General features: G+C 46.2%; 21 protein-coding genes. 4 read left to right on the plus strand and 17 right to left on the minus strand.

Going from position 1 to position 22,996, the window contains the following annotated elements; all coding sequences use genetic code 11:
- Positions 1 to 145: 145 nt before the first annotated feature.
- The 17 genes from Q4Q50_RS21420 to Q4Q50_RS21500 all read right to left on the minus strand — a co-directional run bounded on the left by Q4Q50_RS21420 (position 146) and on the right by Q4Q50_RS21500 (position 17,473).
- Positions 146 to 658 carry a type II secretion system protein gene (locus tag Q4Q50_RS21420; RefSeq protein WP_311901049.1) on the minus strand — a complete coding sequence of 171 codons (513 nt, stop codon included), beginning with the start codon at positions 656 to 658 and terminating at the stop codon, positions 146 to 148.
- 14 nt (positions 659 to 672) lie between these two features.
- Positions 673 to 1,191, minus strand: a complete 519-nt coding sequence (locus Q4Q50_RS21425) for a type II secretion system protein (RefSeq protein ID WP_311901051.1) — start codon at positions 1,189 to 1,191, stop codon at positions 673 to 675.
- 54 nt (positions 1,192 to 1,245) lie between these two features.
- Positions 1,246 to 1,863, minus strand: a complete 618-nt coding sequence (locus Q4Q50_RS21430) for a prepilin-type N-terminal cleavage/methylation domain-containing protein (RefSeq protein WP_311901053.1) — start codon at positions 1,861 to 1,863, stop codon at positions 1,246 to 1,248.
- 75 nt (positions 1,864 to 1,938) lie between these two features.
- A complete protein-coding gene (locus Q4Q50_RS21435; RefSeq protein WP_126491076.1) occupies positions 1,939 to 2,433 on the minus strand; it encodes an MSHA biogenesis protein MshF in 495 nt (164 codons plus the stop codon).
- A 50-nt stretch (positions 2,434 to 2,483) separates the two neighbouring features.
- Positions 2,484 to 3,704, minus strand: a complete 1,221-nt coding sequence (locus Q4Q50_RS21440; protein ID WP_006083266.1) for a type II secretion system F family protein — start codon at positions 3,702 to 3,704, stop codon at positions 2,484 to 2,486.
- A gap of 2 nt (positions 3,705 to 3,706) precedes the next feature.
- Complete coding sequence (locus tag Q4Q50_RS21445) at positions 3,707 to 5,467, minus strand: GspE/PulE family protein (RefSeq protein WP_115335629.1); 1,761 nt, start codon at positions 5,465 to 5,467, stop codon at positions 3,707 to 3,709.
- Complete coding sequence (locus Q4Q50_RS21450; protein WP_311901056.1) at positions 5,464 to 6,825, minus strand: tetratricopeptide repeat protein; 1,362 nt, start codon at positions 6,823 to 6,825, stop codon at positions 5,464 to 5,466. The genes Q4Q50_RS21445 and Q4Q50_RS21450 overlap by 4 nt, the downstream gene beginning before the upstream one ends.
- Positions 6,822 to 7,730 (minus strand): ExeA family protein, encoded by a 909-nt coding sequence (locus tag Q4Q50_RS21455; protein WP_311901058.1) that lies wholly within the window; start codon positions 7,728 to 7,730, stop codon positions 6,822 to 6,824. The genes Q4Q50_RS21450 and Q4Q50_RS21455 overlap by 4 nt, the downstream gene beginning before the upstream one ends.
- Before the next feature lie 6 nt (positions 7,731 to 7,736).
- Positions 7,737 to 9,416, minus strand: coding sequence for a pilus (MSHA type) biogenesis protein MshL (gene mshL / locus Q4Q50_RS21460; RefSeq protein ID WP_311901059.1), 1,680 nt, complete (start codon positions 9,414 to 9,416; stop codon positions 7,737 to 7,739).
- Between the two features lie 14 nt (positions 9,417 to 9,430).
- Entirely contained in the window at positions 9,431 to 9,751 is a 321-nt protein-coding gene (locus tag Q4Q50_RS21465) for an MSHA biogenesis protein MshK (RefSeq protein WP_311901060.1), read from the minus strand.
- Positions 9,738 to 10,388: an MSHA biogenesis protein MshJ gene (locus Q4Q50_RS21470; RefSeq protein WP_311901061.1), complete on the minus strand. Its 651-nt coding sequence runs from the start codon at positions 10,386 to 10,388 to the stop codon at positions 9,738 to 9,740. Before Q4Q50_RS21470 ends, Q4Q50_RS21465 begins: the two co-directional genes overlap by 14 nt.
- Entirely contained in the window at positions 10,385 to 10,987 is a 603-nt protein-coding gene (locus Q4Q50_RS21475) for a PilN family protein (protein ID WP_311901062.1), read from the minus strand. Before Q4Q50_RS21475 ends, Q4Q50_RS21470 begins: the two co-directional genes overlap by 4 nt.
- A complete protein-coding gene (locus Q4Q50_RS21480) occupies positions 10,984 to 11,862 on the minus strand; it encodes an MSHA biogenesis protein MshI (RefSeq protein ID WP_259586648.1) in 879 nt (292 codons plus the stop codon). The genes Q4Q50_RS21475 and Q4Q50_RS21480 overlap by 4 nt, the downstream gene beginning before the upstream one ends.
- 245 nt (positions 11,863 to 12,107) lie before the next feature.
- Positions 12,108 to 14,051, minus strand: a complete 1,944-nt coding sequence (gene csrD / locus Q4Q50_RS21485) for an RNase E specificity factor CsrD (protein WP_311901063.1) — start codon at positions 14,049 to 14,051, stop codon at positions 12,108 to 12,110.
- A 185-nt stretch (positions 14,052 to 14,236) separates the two neighbouring features.
- Complete coding sequence (locus Q4Q50_RS21490; protein ID WP_006083276.1) at positions 14,237 to 15,481, minus strand: malic enzyme-like NAD(P)-binding protein; 1,245 nt, start codon at positions 15,479 to 15,481, stop codon at positions 14,237 to 14,239.
- Positions 15,482 to 16,017: 536 nt separating this feature from the next.
- Entirely contained in the window at positions 16,018 to 16,230 is a 213-nt protein-coding gene (gene rpmE, locus Q4Q50_RS21495; protein WP_063883331.1) for a 50S ribosomal protein L31, read from the minus strand.
- 181 nt (positions 16,231 to 16,411) lie between these two features.
- Positions 16,412 to 17,473, minus strand: coding sequence for a FimV/HubP family polar landmark protein (locus Q4Q50_RS21500; protein ID WP_311901064.1), 1,062 nt, complete (start codon positions 17,471 to 17,473; stop codon positions 16,412 to 16,414).
- Positions 17,474 to 17,575: 102 nt separating this feature from the next.
- Between Q4Q50_RS21500 and priA the strand changes: the two genes are divergently transcribed.
- The 4 genes from priA to Q4Q50_RS21520 all read left to right on the plus strand — a co-directional run bounded on the left by priA (position 17,576) and on the right by Q4Q50_RS21520 (position 22,951).
- Positions 17,576 to 19,771 (plus strand): primosomal protein N', encoded by a 2,196-nt coding sequence (priA, locus tag Q4Q50_RS21505; protein ID WP_311901065.1) that lies wholly within the window; start codon positions 17,576 to 17,578, stop codon positions 19,769 to 19,771.
- Positions 19,772 to 19,905: 134 nt separating this feature from the next.
- Positions 19,906 to 21,651, plus strand: a complete 1,746-nt coding sequence (gene argS / locus Q4Q50_RS21510; RefSeq protein WP_311901066.1) for an arginine--tRNA ligase — start codon at positions 19,906 to 19,908, stop codon at positions 21,649 to 21,651.
- A 3-nt stretch (positions 21,652 to 21,654) separates the two neighbouring features.
- Positions 21,655 to 22,371: an SPOR domain-containing protein gene (locus Q4Q50_RS21515; protein ID WP_311901067.1), complete on the plus strand. Its 717-nt coding sequence runs from the start codon at positions 21,655 to 21,657 to the stop codon at positions 22,369 to 22,371.
- 355 nt (positions 22,372 to 22,726) lie between these two features.
- Positions 22,727 to 22,951, plus strand: a complete 225-nt coding sequence (locus Q4Q50_RS21520; RefSeq protein ID WP_006083282.1) for a hypothetical protein — start codon at positions 22,727 to 22,729, stop codon at positions 22,949 to 22,951.
- The last annotated feature ends 45 nt before the right edge of the window (positions 22,952 to 22,996 follow it).

Here is a 22,996-nt window from a genome sequence, read left to right on the forward strand (position 1 = left end):
GTTTCTATCAACTTAATTATTAAGGCAAATATTTCGCCTAAACAAAAGAAATAATTAGCAAATTCATTTTATTACAACCAACAAACTCATAAATAGCTGGCCTAAAAAAAAGGCCTGCTAGGCAGGCCTTTACATATAACTAAAATTAACAAGCCGAAGCTGCAGGTGTTGCAGTAAATGTTGGAGCTACAGTTGCTGTAGCAGGTGTATATTCAATAAAACACGTTGCTGGCGCACCTGCCTGCCAGAACTTAGCTTTACCTGATGTAGTTGTAGTATCTACGACCCAATCAGTTGTAGCACCAGTCGGTGTTGTACCTTCGCTGATAGTAATATCCAATGAATTTTTAAAGTTATTTAGAGAAGCTCTCATATAACCATAGTCGGTAGTGACTAATACAGCAGTACTAGGCGTAGCTGTTGCATCTCCGCTTAAAACAACAGATTGGTTTGTTCCTTTCTCTAAACCTGCAAGCGCTGCTTTTGAATAGACTAAAGTATTTGCTCCTTGGATGGAGGCCTTCAGACCATTCAGCGCAGACACTCGCGCATCACCTTGCAGATTAATAAACTTAGGTGCTGCAGTAACAGCCAAAATGCCTAGAATAATAATTACAACCACTAATTCGATTAATGTAAAACCATTTTGCTTTTTCATTCTGCGAAACTCCATTAACACGCGGTAGCTACAACTAAATACACAGGTAATGTAGTGCTAGTTGCAGGTGTATATTCTAAACGGCAGTCTTCAGTGTCTTTCTTTCCCTTAGGAACAATAATGAAAGATGTAGCACTTTTGTACACAACCCCAAAATCATTTACTGTACCTACAGTACCTGTCGCCAATGCATCAAATTTCATATCCAAGGCTTTTTCAAGGTTAGTTTGAACAACTGCAGAACTAGTCTTGCTATTCAAGTAACCAAAATCAGCTGTTACTACAATATCTGCAGCACCACTTTTACCAATAACAACACTTTCATCAGCAGCCTTACCTAAACCTTGGATGGCTGCCTTTGAATAAATCAGAGTATTCGCACCTTGTAAGGCAGCTTTAACACCCTCAACTGTCGATTTACGTGCATCAGATTGAAGATTAATAAACTTAGGGGCCGCTGTGACAGCAAGAATACCTAAGATAATGATCACTACGACTAACTCAATTAAGGTAAAACCTTGTTGTCTTTTCATTCTTAACTACCTATTTAATAACAATTCTAAATGCCTAATTCCACGCCTCTATAACTACGGCGTGAATGGCGTTTGAGTAAAGCTTAGCACTTTACCTGTGCCTGGGTTATACACGATTCCTTTCGCACCAGCTGTTGATAAATCCGGTGTAGGAGTAGGTACGCCAGTTGTTTGATTTAGCACCAGTGAAGCCACTTGGTGATAAACACATAAATCTAAACCAGCAACGACAGTACCTGTAATCGAATTAGCGCTACCACCTGCGCCATCAATAACGCGCACGGTATAACGTTGATTACGCGCATCTTGAGTGTAGAGCACATTACGAGGAGCGCTCTGCAGCACGGTATTAAATACTTGTTGGCAACTCGCATCAGTCATAGCAGTCACATCCGTCACTGAAGTTCCCGTTGGATAACCAAAACGAGGATCGAGCGAAACTGACGTACCATCTAAGATCACACTGCTATTTTGGCGCCCATCGACTTCCCACTGCGAACGTACAAAGCTAACGGCAGTCGATAAACCACCGGCCACGCCGTCAACACTGGCGTCTTCAGCATCATCGGTGACATTTAAGAATCGTGGGATCGCGGTTGCGGCGAGTAGCCCTAAAATCACAATCACAATCACAAGCTCTATTAATGAGAAACCTGTTTGCTTAGTTTTCATATATATGCCCCATACTTAAGAAATTTTATTCTAACAGCTAAATCAATTTTAAAAAGCCTTTGAGTTAACAATATTTTAGGGTGCAGTCAAAAAAATGACCCTGCCAGAGTTCAGTTGATAGCCTAAACTATCGCCATTGTGCGACCGATAGTGACAGCTGTTATCCTTAACTAAATAATCAGCAACCAGCCCTGCGTTATCCACTTTGGCACCCATAAGTTGCTGCCACAAATCTTGGCAACCTTGGCCGTTTAACTGTTTAGGTTGTGGCCATCCTAAACTATTGATATCGACGACACTAAACTCAGTGTCTTTGGATATGTTGTCAAACGCCTCCCAATTCAACTGCATCTGCGGCGGCTTGCCCAAAGATAGCCATTGGGAGCGCACCATCACCAGCACATTTAAAAAACGTGCATGATCGACTTCTAATCCACGGGCAGCGATTTGCGGTAGGGTAAAAAAGTACTTAGCACCAATCACCGCCATGATAACCAACACTAACCCTATGGTTATCATACGCCCATAGAGGCGTAATAGATCGCTTTCTGCCTTTTGCTGAGTCTGCATTTAACCTCAGCCCCACACATAAGAGAGGAGATAAACATTTTCCATATCGATTATTTACCGCCCTTGACCACATTGAGCATATCCCACATGGGCAGGTATATCCCTAAGGCCAACACGAGAACAATCACGGCCACAAAACCGATCAAAATAGGCTCCAATTTAGCGGTGAGGTTCTTTAAATCATAGTCTACTTCGCCCTCATAGAAGTCTGCCGCATCATTGAGTAATTGATCGATTTGCCCTGTTTCTTCACCCACGGCCACCATTTGCAGCACTAGTGGCGTAAATAACTTGCTCTGATTCGATACCCTTAACATAGAGTCACCAGACTCAATCCCACGGCGCATACCGACTATTTTGTCGTGCATGTAGGCATTATCTACCGCATCAGCCACTAAACTTAGGGCCTGCGTCATCGGCACGCCAGCGCTCAGCATCATAGAGAAACTGCGACAATAACGGGCTAACGTCGAACGCTCGATAATCGATCCTACGGCGGGGATGTGCAGTTTCCACTTATCCCACTGTTTCTCGCCCTTTTCCGTATGGTGCCAATAACGGATGCCAATGATAGTGCCAATCAGCGCCACCAACATCAGCGCCCAATAATTCACAAACAGATTCGATGTACCTATCAACACTTTTGTCGCCCAAGGTAAGTCAGCGCCAAAGCGGGAAAACATCTCGGCGAACTTAGGGATCACCATGATATTGAGGATCACCATAGCGAGTGCTATCGAAATCAATACAAACATGGGATAACGCATGGCCGATTTAATTCGTCGCCGCGTTTCCTGCTCACGCTCGATATAACCCGAAAGCTGAATAAAGGCATCTTCTAACTTACCTGTGTTTTCTCCCACGTGCACCATAGAAACAAACAAGGAATCAAATACATCGGGATGTTGATTCATGGATGATGACAAGGGCCGTCCTGCGGTGAGCTGCTCAGAAATATCGTTGAGCGCATCTTTCATCCGCTGGGAATGCGCGGTTTCAGACAACCCCGCAATCGCCCGTAAAATCGGGATGCCAGAACGAGTCAGAGAATACATTTGCCGAGTAAAGATCTGTAATTCTTCTAACGCAACTTTTCCACCAAACAGCTGGGCCAGTGAGAATGACTTAACCACTTTAGCGACTTTGACTTCGAGGGGAATAATCCCCCGCGCCAATAGCATGTCAGCGGCAGCACTTTCCGACGCGGCATCCAATTGTCCCGTAACAGACTGACCTTGACCACTGCGTCCACGGTATTGATAAATCGGCATAATTACGCCTCAACGCCTTGTTGGCTAATAATATCCTTCGACAAAGGTATCTGAGATTCACTCACGTCCTCTACCAGCTTAGCCACCTCTTCAATGGTCGTCATGCCTTCACTCAAATATTGCAACGCTGACTCGGCGAGCGGGGTAAAGTTAGGGCTCTGCAACGCGGCTCTGGCGAAATCCTGCGGATTACCGGTACGCATCGCATCGATCATCTTTTCGTCGAGCTCGAGGATCTCAAAAATACCAATACGGCCACGATAACCACTGCCGTTACAACTCTGGCAACCGGTACCGATTCTAAAGTTTGCATGGGTAAAATCTTTGCGACTCACGCTACTCAGCCAGGCTTTTTCCTGCGGTGTCGGCTGATACTCAACGCCACAGTTATGACAAACACGTCGCACTAAACGCTGGGCAATAATCACCCTTAAGGCACTGGCAACTAAATAACTGGCGGCGCCCATATCGAGCAAACGCAGCGCACTGGTGACCGCATCGTTAGTGTGCAAGGTCGATAGCACAAAGTGACCCGTTAATGCGCCCCTCAGGCCAATCTCAACGGTTTCTTGATCACGCATTTCCCCGACCATGATGATATCGGGGTCTTGACGTAAGGTGGTGCGCAATACGTTGGAAAAGTTCAAGCCAATCTTATGGTTAACTTGCACTTGGTTTATCCGTGGCAATTGATACTCGACCGGATCTTCCACTGTGATGATCTTACGGTCGGCAGTATTGAGCTCGCTCAAAATACCGTACAAAGTGGTGGTTTTACCGCTACCCGTGGGACCAGTGACCAACAACATGCCGTGGGGGCGTTTAATCTGTTTACGAATACGCGCCAAAATTGCGGGTGGCATACCAGTTTCGTTTAGGGTCAATAACCCCGCCGATTGGTCGAGTAAACGCATTACCACAGATTCACCGTGGTAAATCGGCATGGTCGACATACGCACATCGATATGGTGACCTTTAATTTCCATATGAAAACGGCCATCCTGCGGCAAACGTTTTTCAGAAATATCGAGACCCGCCATCAACTTAAGTCGCAACACTAAAGCCGCGGCAATATTAACTTCATTCAGAATCGTTTCGTGTAACTGACCATCGATACGCTGGCGAATACGTAGGGCTTTATCACCGGGTTCGATATGAATATCCGAAGCGCGCATTTGCACTGCATCCTCAAAAATCGACTGCAGTAACTTAACCACTGTGGTTTCATTGTCACTGTCGCCAGAAGTCAGGCTGGCTAAATCGAACATCTCATCGGCGGCGTATTCTTCTTCGAGCTTACCGGCGATCTGAGCAATTTGGTCTGTACGGCGATATAAGTTATCAAACGCTTGTAGCAGTTGCTGCTCGGGCGCTACCGCTAACTTCAAACGCTTAGGTGCGATAAGCATTTCGAGGTGATCGAGCGCCTGCAAATCGGCTGGATCACTCATAGCTACCAGTACGCTATCGCCCCTGTCTTCAACCGCTAAAGCGCGGAAACGTCGGGCTTGCACCTCAGGAATAAGATGCACGACTTCCGCTGGGATTGGCATTTTACTGATATCAAGCAAAGGCACATTCAATTGTTGCGACAAGAACTGCAGCAACTGATGCTCAGTAATCGATTGCAAATCAATGAGGGTACGGCCCAGTTTTTTGCCCGTATTGCGCTGCTCGCCTAACGCCTGTTGCAACTGCGCTTCGGTAATAATGGCTTCTTGAACTAACAGATCGCCCAAACGCATTTTTAATCTGGGTTTCATTGGCTATCTCCTAGCTGAGTCAAACGTTGTTCGATAAAGGCACTCGCCTGCGCCGATAAGCCTCTGTGGCCTAATGCAGTCCGATAGGCTTGGCGTGCTTGGGTAAATTGCTGCTGCGAATCAAGCGCATAAGCCAGTCCCATCCACCATTTAGCCTGTTGAGGTTCTTGTTGTAATAACTGCCTGTAGGCTTCTTCCGACACGGAAAACTGCCCTAGCTTTTGCGCCAAATCCGATTGTGCCATCCACTTTTGTCTCGCCAGCGGATGCGTATCAGGTATGTTGGCTAACGTCGCTAATGCGAGATCAGCCTGACCAGCGGCTTGCTGAACCCGAGCGAGCAATAAGGCAAAGTCTAATTGCTGCGGGAATAACAGCATACCTTGCTGCAACACTTCGCTGGCTTTGGCTAATTGACCTTGGCCATAATGCAGCGCAGCTAACTGCTTGCGCGCTTCGTGCATACTGGGCTCAAGCGCTAATGTTTGTTCATAATAACTAATGGCATCTTTGAGCTTGCCATCCTTTTCAGCCTCACTCGCAAGTGTAAACCGCTTCTTTGCTAGCTGCTTTGGGGTTAGCTTCACCTCAGTAATCGCCATTTGCCCTTGTTCTTTGGGCGCAAGTCGATTAGCGCCTGCATCAGCTTTAACTTCTTGTACGTTAAGCCCATTACTCGCATTACTTTCATTATCGGCGGCCACACTGGCCCGCTCCGACATCATTAACGCAGAGGGCGCAGCTACAGTGACCTCGGCGCTACGCACACTCGATGTCGCACGATTTGGCTGCGAGTGGCTTGGCTGCGAATGGCTTGGCTCGCTTACCGTATCGATCTGATCATCTGCGAGTGCAAGGCTCACATCTGCTTGTGGTTTTTGTTGTGGTTGCGACTGAGCTTGTTGCTCATGCTCAGCCTCTTTTGCTGTTCCCAATTCTGGTGCCTGACTCGATGCCACTTCGGTGGCACTTGGTTCAAACTCTTCACTATTCGCTGTCATCGCTGCCGCAATCTTCTGTGTCGTCGCAAGCTTCAATGGTTCAGCAGCGGCATCGACGTTAGGTGCAGATTCGTTTGAGGCAACACTCTCCATCCGTACAGGCTCAGTTTTAGCGGTAAATCTATGTTGTTCCTGCACTTGAGCTGAAGCTGTCGCTTCTGCAGGCTTTGCCATGAAAAATTGCCAGCCATAAACCGCGCCGCCACCGAGCAGCAGTGACACACCACAGAGTAACAGCCAGTGAGATGATGAACGCCTGCGAGCTAAATATTGCACCTGCGGTTGAGTGACGTTACTGAGTTCGTGCCCCTGCTGACGTTTGTCGAGATCCTGCAACATCTTGTTGATCACGCTCATACAACACTCCTCAAAACGTGTTGTAATCCCAAACCGAACACCACAGTTATCAGAGTGAAAAAAGGTAGCCATTTCCACGACAATAATCGGCGCACGCTCGCATCTTCAGTGTCTTGAATCGCCGCTTTAACGTGGGAGGTTTGCACACGCGTAGCGCCCTCGCCGAAACTCAGTAACAAGGCTTTGTGGGCAAGAATATTGATCAATCTGGGGATCCCTCGGGACGCATAGGCAATCTGACGTGTTTCCCGTGATGTAAAGAGTGGTTCGCCCGCACGCCCTGCTATGGCTAATCTGTGACGAATATAAGCATCGGTTTCATCCCATGTCAGTGGGCGAAGGTTGTAGCTAAAAGTAATACGTTGTCTTAATTGCCTGAATTCTTGGCGTTTAAGTCTTTCATCAAGTTCGGGTTGCCCAAATAACACCACCTGCAATAACTTACGCGTCTCGGTTTCGAGATTAGTGAATAACCGCAGCGCCTCTAAACTCTCGTCCGGCAATGCCTGCGCTTCATCGAGCACTAATACGATGGCGTGACCATGGGCGCTCAAAGCTAAAAGCTGCTGCTGGATAAGCCCAGTGAGCTGCTGCTGGTCGATATTGCTGGCGTATTTAAGGCCTAACTCACTCGCCACCGCCCAGCGTAACTCTGCAGGCGTGAGGTAAGGATTGGGTAGATAAGCGCAATGGAACTTAGTCGGTAATTCATTGATAAGCTTGCGGCAAATCAGAGTTTTACCTGTCCCCACTTCCCCTGTCACCTTGATAAAACCTTCACCCGTTTGTAGCGCAGTTTGCAACACTTGCAAGGCTTCTACGTGTGGCGATAGGCCGAAAAAAAATCCGGTATTGGGTGTCAATGAAAATGGGGTTTGGCTTAGGCCAAAATGCTTCTGATACATAGAAGCTTATTTTGTCTCCGGATACCAACGATCTAATAAGGTCTTAGAACGTTGTAGCTCAGTTTTCCAGGTATCGACGCCAACTACCGTAGGTTTTAACAGAATAATCAGCTCGGTTTTCTTCTTTTGCTTGCTGCGGTTTTTAAACAATTCCCCGAGGAAAGGAATATCACCCAACAAGGGCACTTGCGAGACGACTTCGGTATTTTCGCTCTTCATCAAGCCACCTATGATGACTACGTCACCGGAAGCGGCGCGGATAACGGTATCAGACTCGCGAATTTCACTCTGTGCTAAAGGTAGCTCCAACGAAGCATCACTCACTTTGATATCTTTAGTCTGCTCTTTCACATCGATAACGGATGGATGCACGTGCAATAACACATTACCGTCACTATCAATTTGCGGCGTGACATCTAAGGCAATGCCTGAGAAAAACGGCGTGAGCTCGACTTGTGGAGTGGTCACAGGCGTTGCGCCCGCTACTGTGGTCGATGAAACGTCAGTGACAAAATACTCATCGGTACCGACTTTAATCACAGCTTTTTGATTATTCGATGCAGTCACCCTTGGGCTAGACAATACATCCACATCGCCTTGGGTATCTAATAGATTGATCATGGTCGTAAAGTCGGAGCCTTTAATACTCAGCGAGGTCACACCACCAATCGCCGAAGTGATTTTATCGCTTAAACCAGGGCCTTTCGAAGTCCCAAAATTCACATTCGTATTGCCGACATGACCCAGCACATTCTCCCATTGGATACCTTGCTGATAGCCATCAGATAATGTGACTTCGATGATCTTAGCCTCCAAGATTACTTGGCGCTGCAGATGACTCTCGGCGGAATTTAAGAAAGTGCGAACTTGGCGTAATTCACTTGGGAAAGCACGAATGGTCACTAAACCCGCCTGCGGCGTAACCACCACTTGCCGCCCATTTCCTGTGTCACCAATAATCGCCGTCAGCGTTTCTTTCAGCTCGCCCCAAAAATCAGTCTTAGTGCGCGAGCGGATAAATGTGCCGTTACTGCTATCGCTGCTGCCATTGCTGCTGGAGTTATTACCATTACTGCTGTTGGAGCTGTTATTACTCGAACCACTATTATTTGAGTTGTTATTGCTCGAATTGCTATTGGAATTATTGCTATCGGAAATGCGTCCAGAACTCACTGAAGTCACTGATAAGCCATCACGCTCCATATAAAGATAATTCAGCGGGAAAGTCTCAGTACGCATTCCAGCGGGGAACACTCTTAGAATACGCCCTTCACGGCTCACTTCGTAACCGTAGATATCTTCAACCACTTGAATCGCTTCGCTTAAGGTTACACCTTTAAGGGATAGCGAAATCGTACCTTGCACATCAGGATGCACGGCAACACTCAGCGGCGTACCTTGGACTAAGCTTGGAAAAAATACTTTAGCATCCACATCATGGGCAGAGACATCGAAACGGCGCTCAGTTTCCAGCGCAGGGGTTAAACCTGACAGTAAAGCGCCAGAATTCAATTCTCGCTGAACCGCATCCGGCATAGTCGCAGGCGGTGGCGTCGTTGATGCCGTAGCCGTCGCCATTGAGGCCGCTAGTGCCGCCTTACTCGCCTCCGGCTGTGGCCTATTTGTGGTCTGACACGCCACAAGGCAAAGTGAGAGCAGAGGTGTAAAGTATTTAATCGCTTTCATCTGAGGTGTATTCCCTATCTCTCTGTTATTGCTTGAAACAATGTCAATTTCCGTCCATCGGACAGCGACACATAAGTGGGGGTGATCTTGACGATACTCTGCCCCTCAATGCTGTCGCCAACAGACAATATTTTGTTATTTATCACAGCATAAGCCGTGTTGCCTGAACTCACTATGCTGTTAAGTACCATTGCCTGAGCCTGCGCTTGGCTCGCATGACCGACCACGGCAAAACCTTTACCAGGCAAGGTAGGGTCGCGCAGTGATTCAGCAGACGCTATAGGGCTGCTGAGTAATAACAACACATTGATAATATAAGACTTATTTAGAGACACTGATAAAGTCCTTATTAATACTCAAGGTATAAAGTTCAATCTCTACTGTCGCTTGGGGATATTCTGCAACTTTATAGTCGAGACGCTTCCAATAAAGTTTATCTGGCATGGCCTCTACGGCTTCCACAAAGCGCAGCACAGAGAAATAATCGCCCTCTAAGCTCATACGAATACCATGGCTATACAGATTGAGTTTCTTCTCTTCACCCACAGCCAACAGAGGAATGGGTGCAATCGACATAAACTTAATTAATTTAATCCCTTGCACTTGTCCCAGTAAATTTCCCAGTAACTCTGGCATATAGTCTGCAGGCACCATGTCCACCATCTGCTCATTGAGCTGGGCATCTAAGACTTGATTCTGTTGCTCTAACAAGACTAAACGCTGTTGGTAATCTTGATTGGGATCTAACGCTAAACGTTGCTGATACAAGTCAACCTGCTGGGCCGAAATCGCGTTTTCTTGCTCTAAGGCTTTTAGCTGTTGTGACAACGCCACATGGTTTTTCCACAGGGACTCTAAGGGTAAATAACTCAGCATACCGACCACGGCCAGAATGGCGACTGAGATCAGCACTCGCTCGCGGCGACTTAACGCATCAAACTGTTGCCCTAGTTGGGCTAACTTTTGCTTCATTGCGTGGCCTCCTCCTTGTTATCGCTCTTCAAGGTAAAGGCCAAAGGTTTATCTTCACCGCGATCCATACTCATCGACGAGAAAGCTTGCCCCTTTAAAGTCTGCGTTGTTTTAAGTTTGCCAATCCACTGCGGAATGCTTTGAGGATGGTCGGCAAAACCTTCGAACATAAAATCTTGCTCATTAATGACGATATGACTAAGCCACACGCTCGCATCCGACACGACCGCTAAATCTTTAAGTACAGGCGCAAAACCTCGGCTGGTTAGAGAGGCCCTAAGGCTCAATTCATCCATGAGTAACTGCTTCAGCTCTAACTGTTGTGCCGCTAAATCGACTCGCGCAACGAGTTCGGCATCGGGTTTACGCGCTGCAATTTGTGCTTCTAATGCCTGTTTTTGGGTATCGAATTGCAGCTTTTGCTGGGCAGCCAATTGCTGAGCCTGTTGCAGCTCACTGACTTGCCAGTAGCTATAACCGCCTAAAGCCGCAAATAGGACCAAAAATCCTGCAGCATAAGCCCCCAAACGTGCAAAGGTTAATCTTTGCTTCGGCGGAAGTAAGGAAGGAGTGTAGAGATTGACTCGGTATTTAATCACTCAGCACCTCTGGAAAATTCGGCAAAGGCTAATCCCGCCATTCGCGCGCCAACACAGCTTTTATCGATAACATTCACAGCCTGATTAAAGTTTGCCGACACTAGCTTAGCTAAAGTATCCACGGCACCATCGGCGAGAAGTTCAATAGAAGATACCGGAGCTTGTCTTAACTGGCTTTCAAAGTAATCCATAGAGCGCTGAATCTCTAAGCTTAAATTGTCTGCCATGCCATAAGTTAACTCATCGGCTTGGGTCTTATCCAGCTGAGTAAATCCGCGCACACGCCGCTGCATATACAGCTGACCTTGCTTAACCACAGTCAATAACAACTCTTGCCCTGGAATATGGCTGACCACCAGACGAGCTTGGTTGTCATCACCAAATAAGTTGGTCATGGCTAACTCTTCGATACTGATACCGATAAGTTGTAAATTTTGTTCATGAATGACCTGCACCATACTCACGAGTTTAGCTTTATCGACCACCACCACATTGATTTTATTACTGGGAATGGGTGACTCGAAATAGTCTAAATGGATTTGCGGCACAGGTAGCGTAACCATGTCTTTAATTGACCACAGCAAGGCTTGGGATAATTCGACAGTATCGACATTGGGTTTATCGGTCAGCAGTAATTGATAGAGCCCTGAAGCCAAAATCAGTTGTAACTGGGCATTAGGGAAGGATTTAGCGACGGCAGCAAACGCCGATGACCAGTGTTCATCTTTAAGCTCAAACGGCAACCACTGCTCAGCACTATCCCCTTGAGCAGGTGCGTAAACCCATAATTTATCGGCACAAACATAGACGCCAAGGCTAGTCGGATCCGTTCTTTTCTGCCAAAAGGCGAGTCGACCTATAAGACTTTTTTCCATAAAGATGCCTGTAACCAACTGAATTTAAAAGCGTGAGTAGTCTCTTATGCTTAAACTTCCTGTCACTCCACTCTCCAGTGTTCCTTGCCCTATGAGCTGCTTTATACCTAATTTAAACGGCAAACGTCATTATTTTGGCACTGAATAGTTTAGCTGCAAATACTCGTATTTTATAGATAAATACGTGAATAATAGGATCTATTTGTCTCTAAGACGACATTAGTCACCCAAATACCGCACTTGCCTTACTTAGCTTCAATGGGTTCACTGAAATACATTCCCTGCGCTGCGCCAACGCCAAGGATTTGCAGTGTCTGCCATTCTTCGAAGACTTCAACCCCTTCGGCACAAACTTGCACTTCCGTTCGATACAAACCGCCAATCAAGCTACGGATGAATAATTGGTTTTCTGGGCGTAAATGAATATGCCGCACAATCGATCTATGTAGCTTAATTAGATCAAAATGACATTCACGAATATAGTAAGTGCCAACGACCTGCTGGCCCACATGATCGACGCATAATCTCGCGCCCATTTTACGGATCATATCTAATTTAGGCTGCAACTTTTCTTGATGTTGAATAACGATATCTTCCGACACTTCGAAAATCAGTCGCGTGGTCAGATGGCGATATTCTAACAGCGTCGTTTTTAGCCATTGGGTAAAAGCTCGACTCATTAGCGAATCCAAACTCAGATTAATACTGTATATCTGTGACGCTGGTTTTTTATTTGTTTGAGTATTCTGTACGCCACCCACTAATTCATTCGACAGTAACAATAATACCCGCTCAATAATTTGCCGTTCGACTTGCGGCATTAAACCACATTTATTCGCCATTGGAATAAACAGTGTGGCACGAATTAGCGCTCCTTGATTATCCCGCGCCCGAGTAAATATCTCTTTATGGTGCTCATTACCATCTGAATCAATTATCGGCTGGCTAAAGGGGAAGAATCGCCTTTGCACTAACGCGTTTTCTAAAAAGCTGCGCCAACGCACTGAGCCTTTAGCAAACTCTTCATCAATCGCGCCTTTGTCGTACATAAACCAATTACTATTGCCCTGTAATTGTGCCGCCCTCAAAGCCATATCGGCTTCTTCAATTAACTGCGCTGCATTGTCGCCTGCGGTAAAATAAGCGCATCCGAGGTGGAAAAAGTTATCGCTATTGTCGACTTCGGGTAAAGGCTGGCTCAAACATATCTTAAGCAACTTACTGGCGAATTGGTCGGCTTCAATTAACGAGATTTGCGGCACGACTATGGCAAATTGATTGTGGGAACGACGGGCAAAAATACTGTTAGCTTGGGTTTGTAACAGTTGGCTTATCGCGTTGACGGTTGAGTTTAATAACTCTTTGGTTACCGCTTCACCTTGGGATTGCTGCAGTAAATCCAGATCATCCATCTCTAATAAATAAATCACCCCATGGGCGAGCATCGCCTGATTATGACTAAGGGCGTCGAGACGGTTATTTAAGAAAAGTCGATTACCAATGCGCGTTTCCGCATCGAGAAAGGTATTAGAACGAATGAACTTGTCAAAACGACCGCGCTCTTTTTGTGCGTCATGTAATTCTTCTAACAACTTGGTCAAAGCACGGTTAATCAGCCTTGGCTTGCCATTTCCGGGAGTCGCGAGTGCTTGCTCGTGCTTACCTTGCAAGATCAATCGACTGCGTAAGGCTAATTCTTCAATGCCATCCAATTGCTGGGAAAACCATAAATAGCCAAAACGCACTAAGGCAGCTACAGCTAACACACCGACCAACAGGATGAGGATTTCATACCAACTAAAAGTGTAATGCTCGAAGGGTTGGGTCAAGGTCAGCTGCATACGCAGACCAGATTTTGGATCTAACACATGATCATACACCATGGGATTTTGCGTAGTGAGATTGCCTTCATAGGCAAAGATCACTTCATCTTTCAAGGTCAGCCGAAAATCAACAGCATTGTAGGCGAGCAGCATGGGCGGCAGCCAAGCTTCCAAATCCCAATCGGGTTGGTGTTGATATTGGTCCACTAACATAGTTTCGAGTTCGGCGACTTTTTGCTGCTGAAATTTATAGGTCAGCTGCACGAAACTCATCATAGCGCTAAGCAAAAATACGAAGGCAATAGCGGCTAATGACATTAACCAAAAGCTGGTTAATTTTGTAGTTAACATTCGGGTGAATTTCATCTATCCGCTATCCTGCAGGATTATTATAATTATTTGTGCGATTTTAACAGGAGTACAACAAAGTTGTCCGTTGATTATTCAGTAGCATAACCTAAAAGGCAACCAAGACGCTGTGACTTTAATGTCCACTTAAAAACAAAAAAGAGGCTAATTAGCCTCTTTTCGATGTTTTTACCACTTTTAGCTTAGTCAGCGTATTTAGGTAAAGTAGGGATAGCAGCGACACCAGAGTCAATCGCCGCTTGTGCAACCGCACGGGCAACATTAGGCAACAAACGTGGGTCCATAGGTTTTGGTAGCACATATTCAGGGCCAAAACTCAGTGAAGTCACATTAGGATAAGCCTTTAATACACTCGCAGGCACAGGCTCTTTTGCCAGTGCAGCAATGGCATGAACTGCGGCGATTTTCATCTCATCATTAATGCATGACGCACGTACATCCAAGGCACCACGGAAAATAAACGGGAAACACAATACGTTATTCACTTGGTTTGGATAATCGCTGCGACCCGTACCCATGATCAAATCGCTACGCGTTGCGTGAGCCAGTGCCGGTTTGATTTCAGGATCTGGGTTAGAACAGGCAAAAATCACCGGCTTATCAGCCATCAGCGCAACTTCTTCTGCACCAATCACGTCAGGACCTGATAGACCTAAAAACACGTCTGCGCCTTTAATAACATCAAGAAGCGTGCGTTTATCGGTATCATTCGCAAATAGCGCTTTATATTCATTAAGATCCGTACGGCCAGAATGAATAACACCTTTAGTGTCTAGCATATAAATGTTAGCGCGATTCGCACCACATTTGACCAACATAGTCATACAAGCAATGGCAGCAGCACCGGCGCCCATACACACAAACGTTGCGTCGCTGATCAACTTGCCTTGAATTTCCAGCGCATTAATCATACCCGCCGCAGTCACAATTGCGGTGCCGTGCTGATCGTCATGGAATACCGGCACTTTACAACGGGCAATCAATTCACGTTCGATAACAAAGCATTCGGGCGCTTTAATATCTTCAAGATTGATACCACCAAAAGTGTCAGCAATCGCTGCAACTGTATTGATAAATTCTTCAGGCGTATTGTGGGTGATCTCAATATCTGTCGAATCGATATTTGCAAAATGCTTGAACAATAATGCTTTGCCTTCCATCACAGGTTTAGAAGCCAAGGGGCCTAAATTGCCTAAACCTAAGATCGCCGTACCATTAGTAATCACGGCAACCGTATTACCTTTATTGGTATAACGATACGCATTGTCAGGATTAGCCGCGATTTCACGCACAGGCTCAGCCACACCAGGGCTATAAGCTAGAGCGAGATCGTGACTCGTTTCGGCAGGTTTGGTAAGGCAAACTGCGGTTTTGCCTGGTATTGGAAATTCATGATAATCGAGTGCTTGTTGACGAATATCTGACATTTTAAAATCCTGAAATGCGACATTTATAATTTATGAGAGTAAGGCCTACCAACACACATCTAGTCTCACCAAAGGGTGATGTTAATAGTCTGGCTGGTCGGGGTAAGATACGCCAATAAGGGGGATTTTTAAATAAGAGATTCAGAAATTTCACTTTAGCCTGCAAATATCACCTCTAAGCTTAGTTTTATAAACTTATCTCCTATAATAAAGCTGCATTTCTTAATATATTTTGTAGGAAACAAACATATATTTTGTAGTTATAGCGCTAGTTGTAGCGAGTTAATCTCAAAAATGTTGGTTAAATTACAATATATAACGGCTAGCATATTTATCTTATAGTTAATTGCTATAAATAAGTCGAATTACATACTTGAACTCGCAATACTCAATCAGTTGACGATTAATTGAGTGAAGTCGTACCAGATGGGAGATTTAACATAAGTATTAAGATAGGCGTAAATAAAGCAGTTCGGCAAATGACAGAAAGCAAAAAGGCGCCATAGGCGCCTTTTCTAGAAACATTGCAATCGCAATTATTTCTTTGCAAGCACTGCGAAGCGCTTGTTGAATTTGTCAATACGACCGCCAGTATCAACAACTTTTTGTGTACCAGTGTAGAATGGGTGACAAGCACCACATACGTCTAAATGCAGATCTTTACCAGCAGTAGAGTTTACTTTGATAACGTTACCACAAGTACAGTTTGCAGTGATGATAGCGTATGTTGGGTGGATACCTGGTTTCATTGGGGTTACCTCAAAAGTGTAAGGCCATGTCGCTCTTCCAACCCGTAGTCGGACACCACATGCATGTTAATAACAATATGTTTAGGGCGCAGAATGGTACAGCATACCCACAAGGGATACAAGTAGATTATCTGAGCGTTTGACGGTTATTCTGCGTCTATTTTGACTTTAGTTCGCCGCTTCATTTTCCCGCCTCTTTAGCTTCAAACACCGCCTGCGCCTCTTTGGCGTTAGTGTGCTGTGCCAAAATCATTTTTGAAGGACAGGACAGAGCCGCATTACTCTTGAGTGCGTTGATTTTATTTTTTGAGAACGCCGCTGGATTCGCCTCGTAGATCGCCAGCATAGCGCCATAAACACTCACGTCCCAATCGTTGGCATAGCGATTCGCGATACGCCACAAGGTCTCACCTGCAAGATAAGTTAACTGACAATGTTCAGGTGTCTGCGAAGCTGTTGGGGACGTTTCAGCAGCATTCACTTGGAGTTCGCTATTTGTTGACTTAACTGTTTCAGTGGCCACTATTCTAGACATAACAGTCTCAGGCACTACATTTTCAGCAGGCGTTGTTTTAACAGCTACAGGTTCAGAGATTTTAACGACAGGCTTTACCTCAGCAACCTGTGTATTTTGCTCATTCGCTGCTTCAGGGAATTTAAAACCAGTCACGACTTCAGGCGCTGGCACTGTGGGCTTAGTATTTACATGAGTATCGACATGAGTATTTGCAGCCGCGATAACCGCCGTCGCAGGCTTAGCCTCCAACACTCGTGTGGATTCAGCGGCCGCTTTTACAGGCTGAGCATTCACTTTATCCGCACGCTTTTGCACTAGCGCTGTCGTCGTATTTTTACTGCCCGATGCCGCTTTTGCGGTTAGCGCGGCCGATGTTGGCTTAGCATCACCAAATAGATTGATACTTTTGACCTCATACCAACGGTCGAGTCGATACTCCCTCACTAAGAGTTTAGCCTTGTCATCTTTTACATCTTCAACACCCGTGAGCAAAACTAAAAAGCGATTAAGCGCCTCAACCATTAACTTTTCTTCGCCGCTGGCTTGCTGCACCACAAACTCTAAGCGCGACATGTCTTGATTGTCCGCAATCACATTCACCCTGAGTTTAGGATAACCACCTAACTCAAACATGCGGCTGTTAACGCTCACATGGGAGACTTGTGCCATGCTCTGTGCGCTACACACTAACGCGAGTAGACCTAATGATTTCACTATATTAGCCATTTATTTACTCTCAACTATCCTTGGTAAACCATCATTAGGGCTAGCCCTAGCCAGCCGCGCTGAGTACACTAAACCACATTCTTGCCTAAGACTTGCCAGCATATGTCATTGTTTGTCGAAGTTGCGTTACCTGTGCCTATGCGGCAAACCTTTAGCTACCGCGTACCCGAAACTTATCCTAGTACACCGCAGATAGGCGTGCGCGTTAAAGTCCCCTTCGGTCGTCAACAATTAATCGGATTAGTCACAGGTATCACAGATACATGTAGCTTAGCGCCTAAGCAGATTAAGTCTGTGCTTGAGTTTATCGACGATAAACCTTTGTTGCCTGAATCACTTTATAAATTAACCCTTTGGGCCGCGAGATACTATTTTTGCAGCCAAGGGCAGATGCTAACCCAAGCCTTACCTGTGGCCCTACGTAAAGGGCTCGATGCCGCGCCGCAAAAGATCCAATTCTGGCAATTAACTGAGCCAGGCCAAAATATTGCGCCCGAAGCGGTTAAGCGAGCACCCGCACAGAAAAAATTACTCGAGTTACTCAAACCCGCCAGCTTAACCCAAGAAGAAGTGATCAGCTTAGATATCAGTAAAGCGGCACTTAAAGCCCTAGAAGATAAAGGCTGGGTGGCACGCCACGAAAAAATCGCCGAGCTTAACCTCGACTGGCGCACCACACTCGAAATGGACGAAACGCCGCATAAACTCAATAAAGAACAAGCCGTCGCCGTTGCCACGTTAAATCTGCAGCAAGGGTATCACTGTACTTTATTAGAAGGCATTACCGGTTCGGGTAAAACAGAAGTCTATTTGGCGGTGCTAGAAGAAATTCTTAAGCAAGGCAAGCAAGCGTTAATTTTAGTGCCTGAAATCGGTTTAACGCCCCAGACAATCAACCGCTTTAAGCGCCGTTTTAAAGTCAATGTCGCCATATTGCACTCAGGGTTAACCGACAATCAAAGACTCGAAGCTTGGCGCCAAGCCCGCTGCGGTCAGGCCGCCATCATTATCGGCACCCGCTCGGCCTTGTTCACGCCTATGGCCTATCCCGGCATCATCATACTCGATGAAGAACACGACAGTAGCTTCAAGCAACAGGAAGGCGTCGGTTATCACGCCCGCGACTTGGCAGTCATGCGTGGCCATTTAGAATCAATTCCTGTGATATTAGGCACGGCAACCCCCTCACTCGAAAGTCTACAAAATGCCTTAAGTGGCCGTTACCATCATTTGCAATTGGGTGAGCGCGCTGGCGCTGCTAAAAAAGTGCGCCAAGGGATTATCGACATTAAAAATATGCCGTTAAAAGCAGGCATGTCGGTGCCGCTGCTGAACGAAATCCGTCTGCATTTAGACGCAGGCAACCAAGTGTTACTGTTTCTCAATCGCCGCGGCTTTGCACCCGCCCTGCTTTGCCACGAGTGTGGGCACTTACACGAGTGCGACCGCTGCGATGCGTTTTTCACTGTGCATCAATCTCTTGGCGAAATTTGCTGCCATCATTGTGGCAATCAATACGCTATCCCTAAGCAATGCCATAAATGTGGTAGCACTATGCTGATGGGGCAAGGTATAGGCACTGAACAACTGGCCGAGGCGCTGCAACAGGAGTTTCCGAAACATCCAGTGGTGCGCATCGACCGCGATACGACCCGCCTTAAAGGTTCATTAGAAACCCACTTAAATGCAATTCATAAGGGCGAATATAAAATCCTCGTTGGCACGCAAATGCTGGCTAAAGGCCATCACTTCCCTGATGTGACACTTGTTGGGCTACTCGATGTCGATGGTGCCTTATTTAGCGCCGATTTTCGCGCGCCCGAGCGTTTTGGACAACTCTATACCCAAGTCGCTGGGCGTGCGGGCCGTGCCAGTAAACCCGGCACGGTATTATTGCAAACTCACCAGAGCGATAATCCCATTTTGCGGGATTTACTACACCGCGGTTATGGTGAGTTTGCTCGCAGCCAGTTAAAAGAGCGTCAACAAGCACTGCTGCCGCCAGCATGGCACATGGTGTTGGTACGCGCCGAAGCGCATTTAGCCAGTGATGCCGATAACTTTCTCAACGCCTTCGCCGCGCTCTTGCCGCAAGATAAAGAATTCGAGGTGATTGGTCCTATGCCAGCGCCCTTAGATAAAAAAGCCGGCAAGTTCCGTCGCCAACTGCTATTCCAAGCTAAAAACCGCAACCGTCTGCAGCAAGAGTTTGAACGTATTCATCCGCTTGTAGAACAACTGCTCGAAGCTAAACGCTGCCGATGGAGCTTAGACAGAGATCCGCAGGATCTCCTCTGAGTCGAGTATTTGATAAGTATTTAAGCGCCATTTGATAAAAAATCATCGGGAAGATAGCAATTGTTAAGCACAAGCGGCTAAAATATGCGGTTATTCCCTGTATTCACTCTTAAAGTTAGTGCCGATTAGAACCCATGAAATCACATATCCAATCATTACTTGAACAAACTCTAGAATCCTTTAAACAACAAGGTATTGTGCCTGCTGACTTTGAAGCGCGCATTCAGGTAGATCGAACCAAGGATAAGAGCCATGGCGACTTGGCAACCAACTTAGCCATGATGTTAACCAAGGTCGCGGGCAAGAATCCACGTGAATTAGCCCAACTGATCATCGATACCTTACCGGCTTCGGCTTATGTGGCTAAGGTTGAAATTGCAGGTCCTGGCTTTATCAACTTTTTTATCAACGACAGCGCCTTAGCGGATCAACTGCAAAATGCCGTCAACGATGAGCATTTAGGTATTAAATTACCGACACCACAAACCGTTGTTGTCGATTACTCTTCGCCCAACCTCGCCAAAGAAATGCACGTAGGTCACCTACGTTCAACCATCATTGGCGACAGTGTGGTGCGTGCGCTGGAGTTTTTGGGCCATAAGGTTATCCGTCAAAACCATGTGGGCGACTGGGGCACACAATTTGGTATGTTGCTGGCCTATATGGAAGAGCTACGCGCCAAAAATGGCGAAGAAGCTCAAGTTGAACTGTCTGATTTAGAAAACTTTTACCGCGCAGCCAAACTGCGCTTCGACGAATCAGCAGAATTCGCCACCCGCGCTCGTCAATTAGTGGTTGAGTTACAATCTGGCGACGAATATTGCAACAAATTGTGGCGCGAATTTAACGACATTTCGTTAAGCCACTGCCATGAAGTCTACGCCCGTTTAGGTGTGAGCCTGACCCGCGCCGACGTGCACGGTGAAAGTGCCTATAACGCCGATCTAGAACAAGTAGTTAAAGATTTAGATGCCCAAGGTTTATTAACCGAAAGCAACGGCGCCAAAGTTGTGTTCCAAGAAGCCTTCCGCAATAAAGAAGGTGAGCCACTGCCAGTGATCATCCAAAAAGCTGATGGCGGCTACTTGTATGCCACCTCAGATCTTGCGGCAATGCGCTACCGCTCGAACGTGTTAAAAGCCGATCGCGTACTGTATTTTGTTGACCTACGTCAGGCACTGCATTTCCAACAAGTCTTTAGCCTAGCCAAGCTGGCTAAGTTTGTCCGTGAAGATATGTCATTGGAACACTTAGGTTTTGGCACTATGAACGGCGAAGATGGCCGTCCATTCAAAACCCGTAGCGGCGGCGTCGTTAAGTTAGTCGACCTGTTAGAAGAAGCAAACGTGCGCGCACTAGAACTCGTTCGCAGCAAAAATCCAGATATGGATGAGAACACGCTGGCTGAAATCGCCCGTGTCGTTGGGATCAGTGCCGTTAAATATGCTGATTTGTCGAAAAACCGTACCAGCGATTACATTTTCAGCTTTGAACAAATGCTCAGCTTCGAAGGCAATACCGCGCCTTACCTGCTGTACGCTTACACCCGTGTTGCGGGCATCTTCAAGCGTGTAACTGATCTGGATTTGAGCCAAGCGAAAATCGTGCTTGAGCATGAAAAAGAGAAAGATCTCGGTAACAAATTAGCACAGTTCGGTGAGATCCTCAGTCGCGTAGTCGATAAAGGTCAACCGCACGTATTGTGCGCTTACCTGTATGAATTAGCGGGTGCTTTCTCAAGCTTCTACGAAGCCTGCCCCGTACTTGCCGCCGATAACGACGCGCAAAAGAATAGCCGTTTATTACTCGCACAATTGACGGCTCGTACGTTACAAAAAGGCCTAAATCTACTCGGTATCGAAACCTTAGAGCGGATGTAAGCCATGAGTAATCGCGATTATGCCAATAGAAGGCCGCAGTCGGGCGCTAAACCGCGCCCAGTCCGCGCGACTCGTCCAACCCGAGCAAAGCCTTCACAATCTAAATCAGCGCCGCGTAAGAAGCTGCCGCTGACGCTGATAGGCTTTGTCATACTCGCTGTGGGTTGTTTCGTCTATTTTCTATGGAGCATTAAAGATAATGCGCCACAAGAAGAAAAGCCGCAGCCAACTCCGGCCAAGAAAACTGAAACTCGAGTGAAGCCGCAAGAAAATGTGGTGCTCACTCCTAAAGTGAAAGAACCCGAGCGTAAAGCCGTCGTTATTCCTGTGGAGAAAGAGGAAGCAGCAGAGCCTGTTGCGCCGCCGAAGAAGGACCCTAACGCTCTGCCGCCTCAACCAAAGGAAGAATGGACCTATCTCAATGAGCTTGAAAACAAGCATGTTGAGGTCGATATTCCCGATGTGGTTGCAACACGAGCGCCAATGCAATATCAATTGCAATGTGCTTCTTTCCGCCAAGAATCACAGGCGAATGAGATGAAAGCTGTCATCGCTTTCCAAGGTTTAGAAGCGCAAGTAAGACAAGTCGAAGGTACGACTGGCGTGTGGTACAAAGTCGCTTTAGGTCCTTATGAACGTAAGCGTGATGCAGAACGTAAGCGTCATACGCTGCAAAATGCAGGGATTAATGGTTGTCAGATTCTGGCTATCCCTAAATAAGGCTTCACCCTTTCTAGGCGTTTTTTAAATACCTAATCACAAAAATAGCGGCCAGCGTTTATCGCTCGTCGCTATTTTTTTATCCGCTAGACTTAATGTGATGTCGCTTTAGCTTGCCACATCACATTACTCACTATTCACCCAAGCTCACCTCGACATCCCCAGTTTTAAACAGCCCTATTTTTTAATAGTACTGTTTTGTTAAATCTATAACCTATTATTTATAAACAACAAAATCCTTTATTAATAAAGATTAATATGCAGTTTAATTGACCTAGATCAAACTTAGGCGTATCTCTTAAGTAACAGCAAGACTGTTGTATCTGTGTCAAATCCAACCTTAGGGTGAAGTATTATGAATGCATTAATAGAGATAGAAGCCACCGAATTCAGCCAACTTTTCAAAAGTGGTGACATGCTAGGAATTAGAATGTTTATGGAGCATGTTCGCATGCCGCTGGATGTTCAAGACAAGATTTATGACGAAATTTCAGCGCTTCAGCAATTAGAGCAAAATCAAATTGCGAAACTCATTGAAACCCACGCCCATTCCCAAATTCATGAACGCCTAGCTTATTAGCCTTCCATTCAATGAAAAATTTATCTATGCCCGACTGCAGCTTCT

It is taken from the genome of Shewanella scandinavica (assembly GCF_031932065.1).
Classification (GTDB): domain Bacteria; phylum Pseudomonadota; class Gammaproteobacteria; order Enterobacterales; family Shewanellaceae; genus Shewanella; species Shewanella baltica.

Bases quoted from the DNA above. Each gene is read 5' to 3' on its own strand.
- Q4Q50_RS21450 (WP_311901056.1), bottom strand. From the start codon at position 6,825: ATGAGCGTGATCAACAAGATGTTGCAGGATCTCGACAAACGTCAGCAG.
- priA (WP_311901065.1), top strand. From the start codon at position 17,576: ATGTCATTGTTTGTCGAAGTTGCGTTACCTGTGCCTATGCGGCAAACC.
- Q4Q50_RS21440 (WP_006083266.1), bottom strand. From the start codon at position 3,704: ATGCCGATTTATCAATACCGTGGACGCAGTGGTCAAGGTCAGTCTGTT.
- Q4Q50_RS21455 (WP_311901058.1), bottom strand. From the start codon at position 7,730: ATGTATCAGAAGCATTTTGGCCTAAGCCAAACCCCATTTTCATTGACA.
- Q4Q50_RS21520 (WP_006083282.1), top strand. From the start codon at position 22,727: ATGAATGCATTAATAGAGATAGAAGCCACCGAATTCAGCCAACTTTTC.
- argS (WP_311901066.1), top strand. From the start codon at position 19,906: ATGAAATCACATATCCAATCATTACTTGAACAAACTCTAGAATCCTTT.
- Q4Q50_RS21430 (WP_311901053.1), bottom strand. From the start codon at position 1,863: ATGAAAACTAAGCAAACAGGTTTCTCATTAATAGAGCTTGTGATTGTG.
- Q4Q50_RS21420 (WP_311901049.1), bottom strand. From the start codon at position 658: ATGAAAAAGCAAAATGGTTTTACATTAATCGAATTAGTGGTTGTAATT.
- Q4Q50_RS21470 (WP_311901061.1), bottom strand. From the start codon at position 10,388: ATGAAGCAAAAGTTAGCCCAACTAGGGCAACAGTTTGATGCGTTAAGT.
- Q4Q50_RS21515 (WP_311901067.1), top strand. From the start codon at position 21,655: ATGAGTAATCGCGATTATGCCAATAGAAGGCCGCAGTCGGGCGCTAAA.
- Q4Q50_RS21480 (WP_259586648.1), bottom strand. From the start codon at position 11,862: ATGGAAAAAAGTCTTATAGGTCGACTCGCCTTTTGGCAGAAAAGAACG.
- mshL (WP_311901059.1), bottom strand. From the start codon at position 9,416: ATGAAAGCGATTAAATACTTTACACCTCTGCTCTCACTTTGCCTTGTG.
- Q4Q50_RS21500 (WP_311901064.1), bottom strand. From the start codon at position 17,473: ATGGCTAATATAGTGAAATCATTAGGTCTACTCGCGTTAGTGTGTAGC.
- rpmE (WP_063883331.1), bottom strand. From the start codon at position 16,230: ATGAAACCAGGTATCCACCCAACATACGCTATCATCACTGCAAACTGT.
- Q4Q50_RS21425 (WP_311901051.1), bottom strand. From the start codon at position 1,191: ATGAAAAGACAACAAGGTTTTACCTTAATTGAGTTAGTCGTAGTGATC.
- Q4Q50_RS21490 (WP_006083276.1), bottom strand. From the start codon at position 15,481: ATGTCAGATATTCGTCAACAAGCACTCGATTATCATGAATTTCCAATA.
- Q4Q50_RS21445 (WP_115335629.1), bottom strand. From the start codon at position 5,467: ATGAAACCCAGATTAAAAATGCGTTTGGGCGATCTGTTAGTTCAAGAA.
- csrD (WP_311901063.1), bottom strand. From the start codon at position 14,051: ATGAAATTCACCCGAATGTTAACTACAAAATTAACCAGCTTTTGGTTA.
- Q4Q50_RS21435 (WP_126491076.1), bottom strand. From the start codon at position 2,433: ATGCAGACTCAGCAAAAGGCAGAAAGCGATCTATTACGCCTCTATGGG.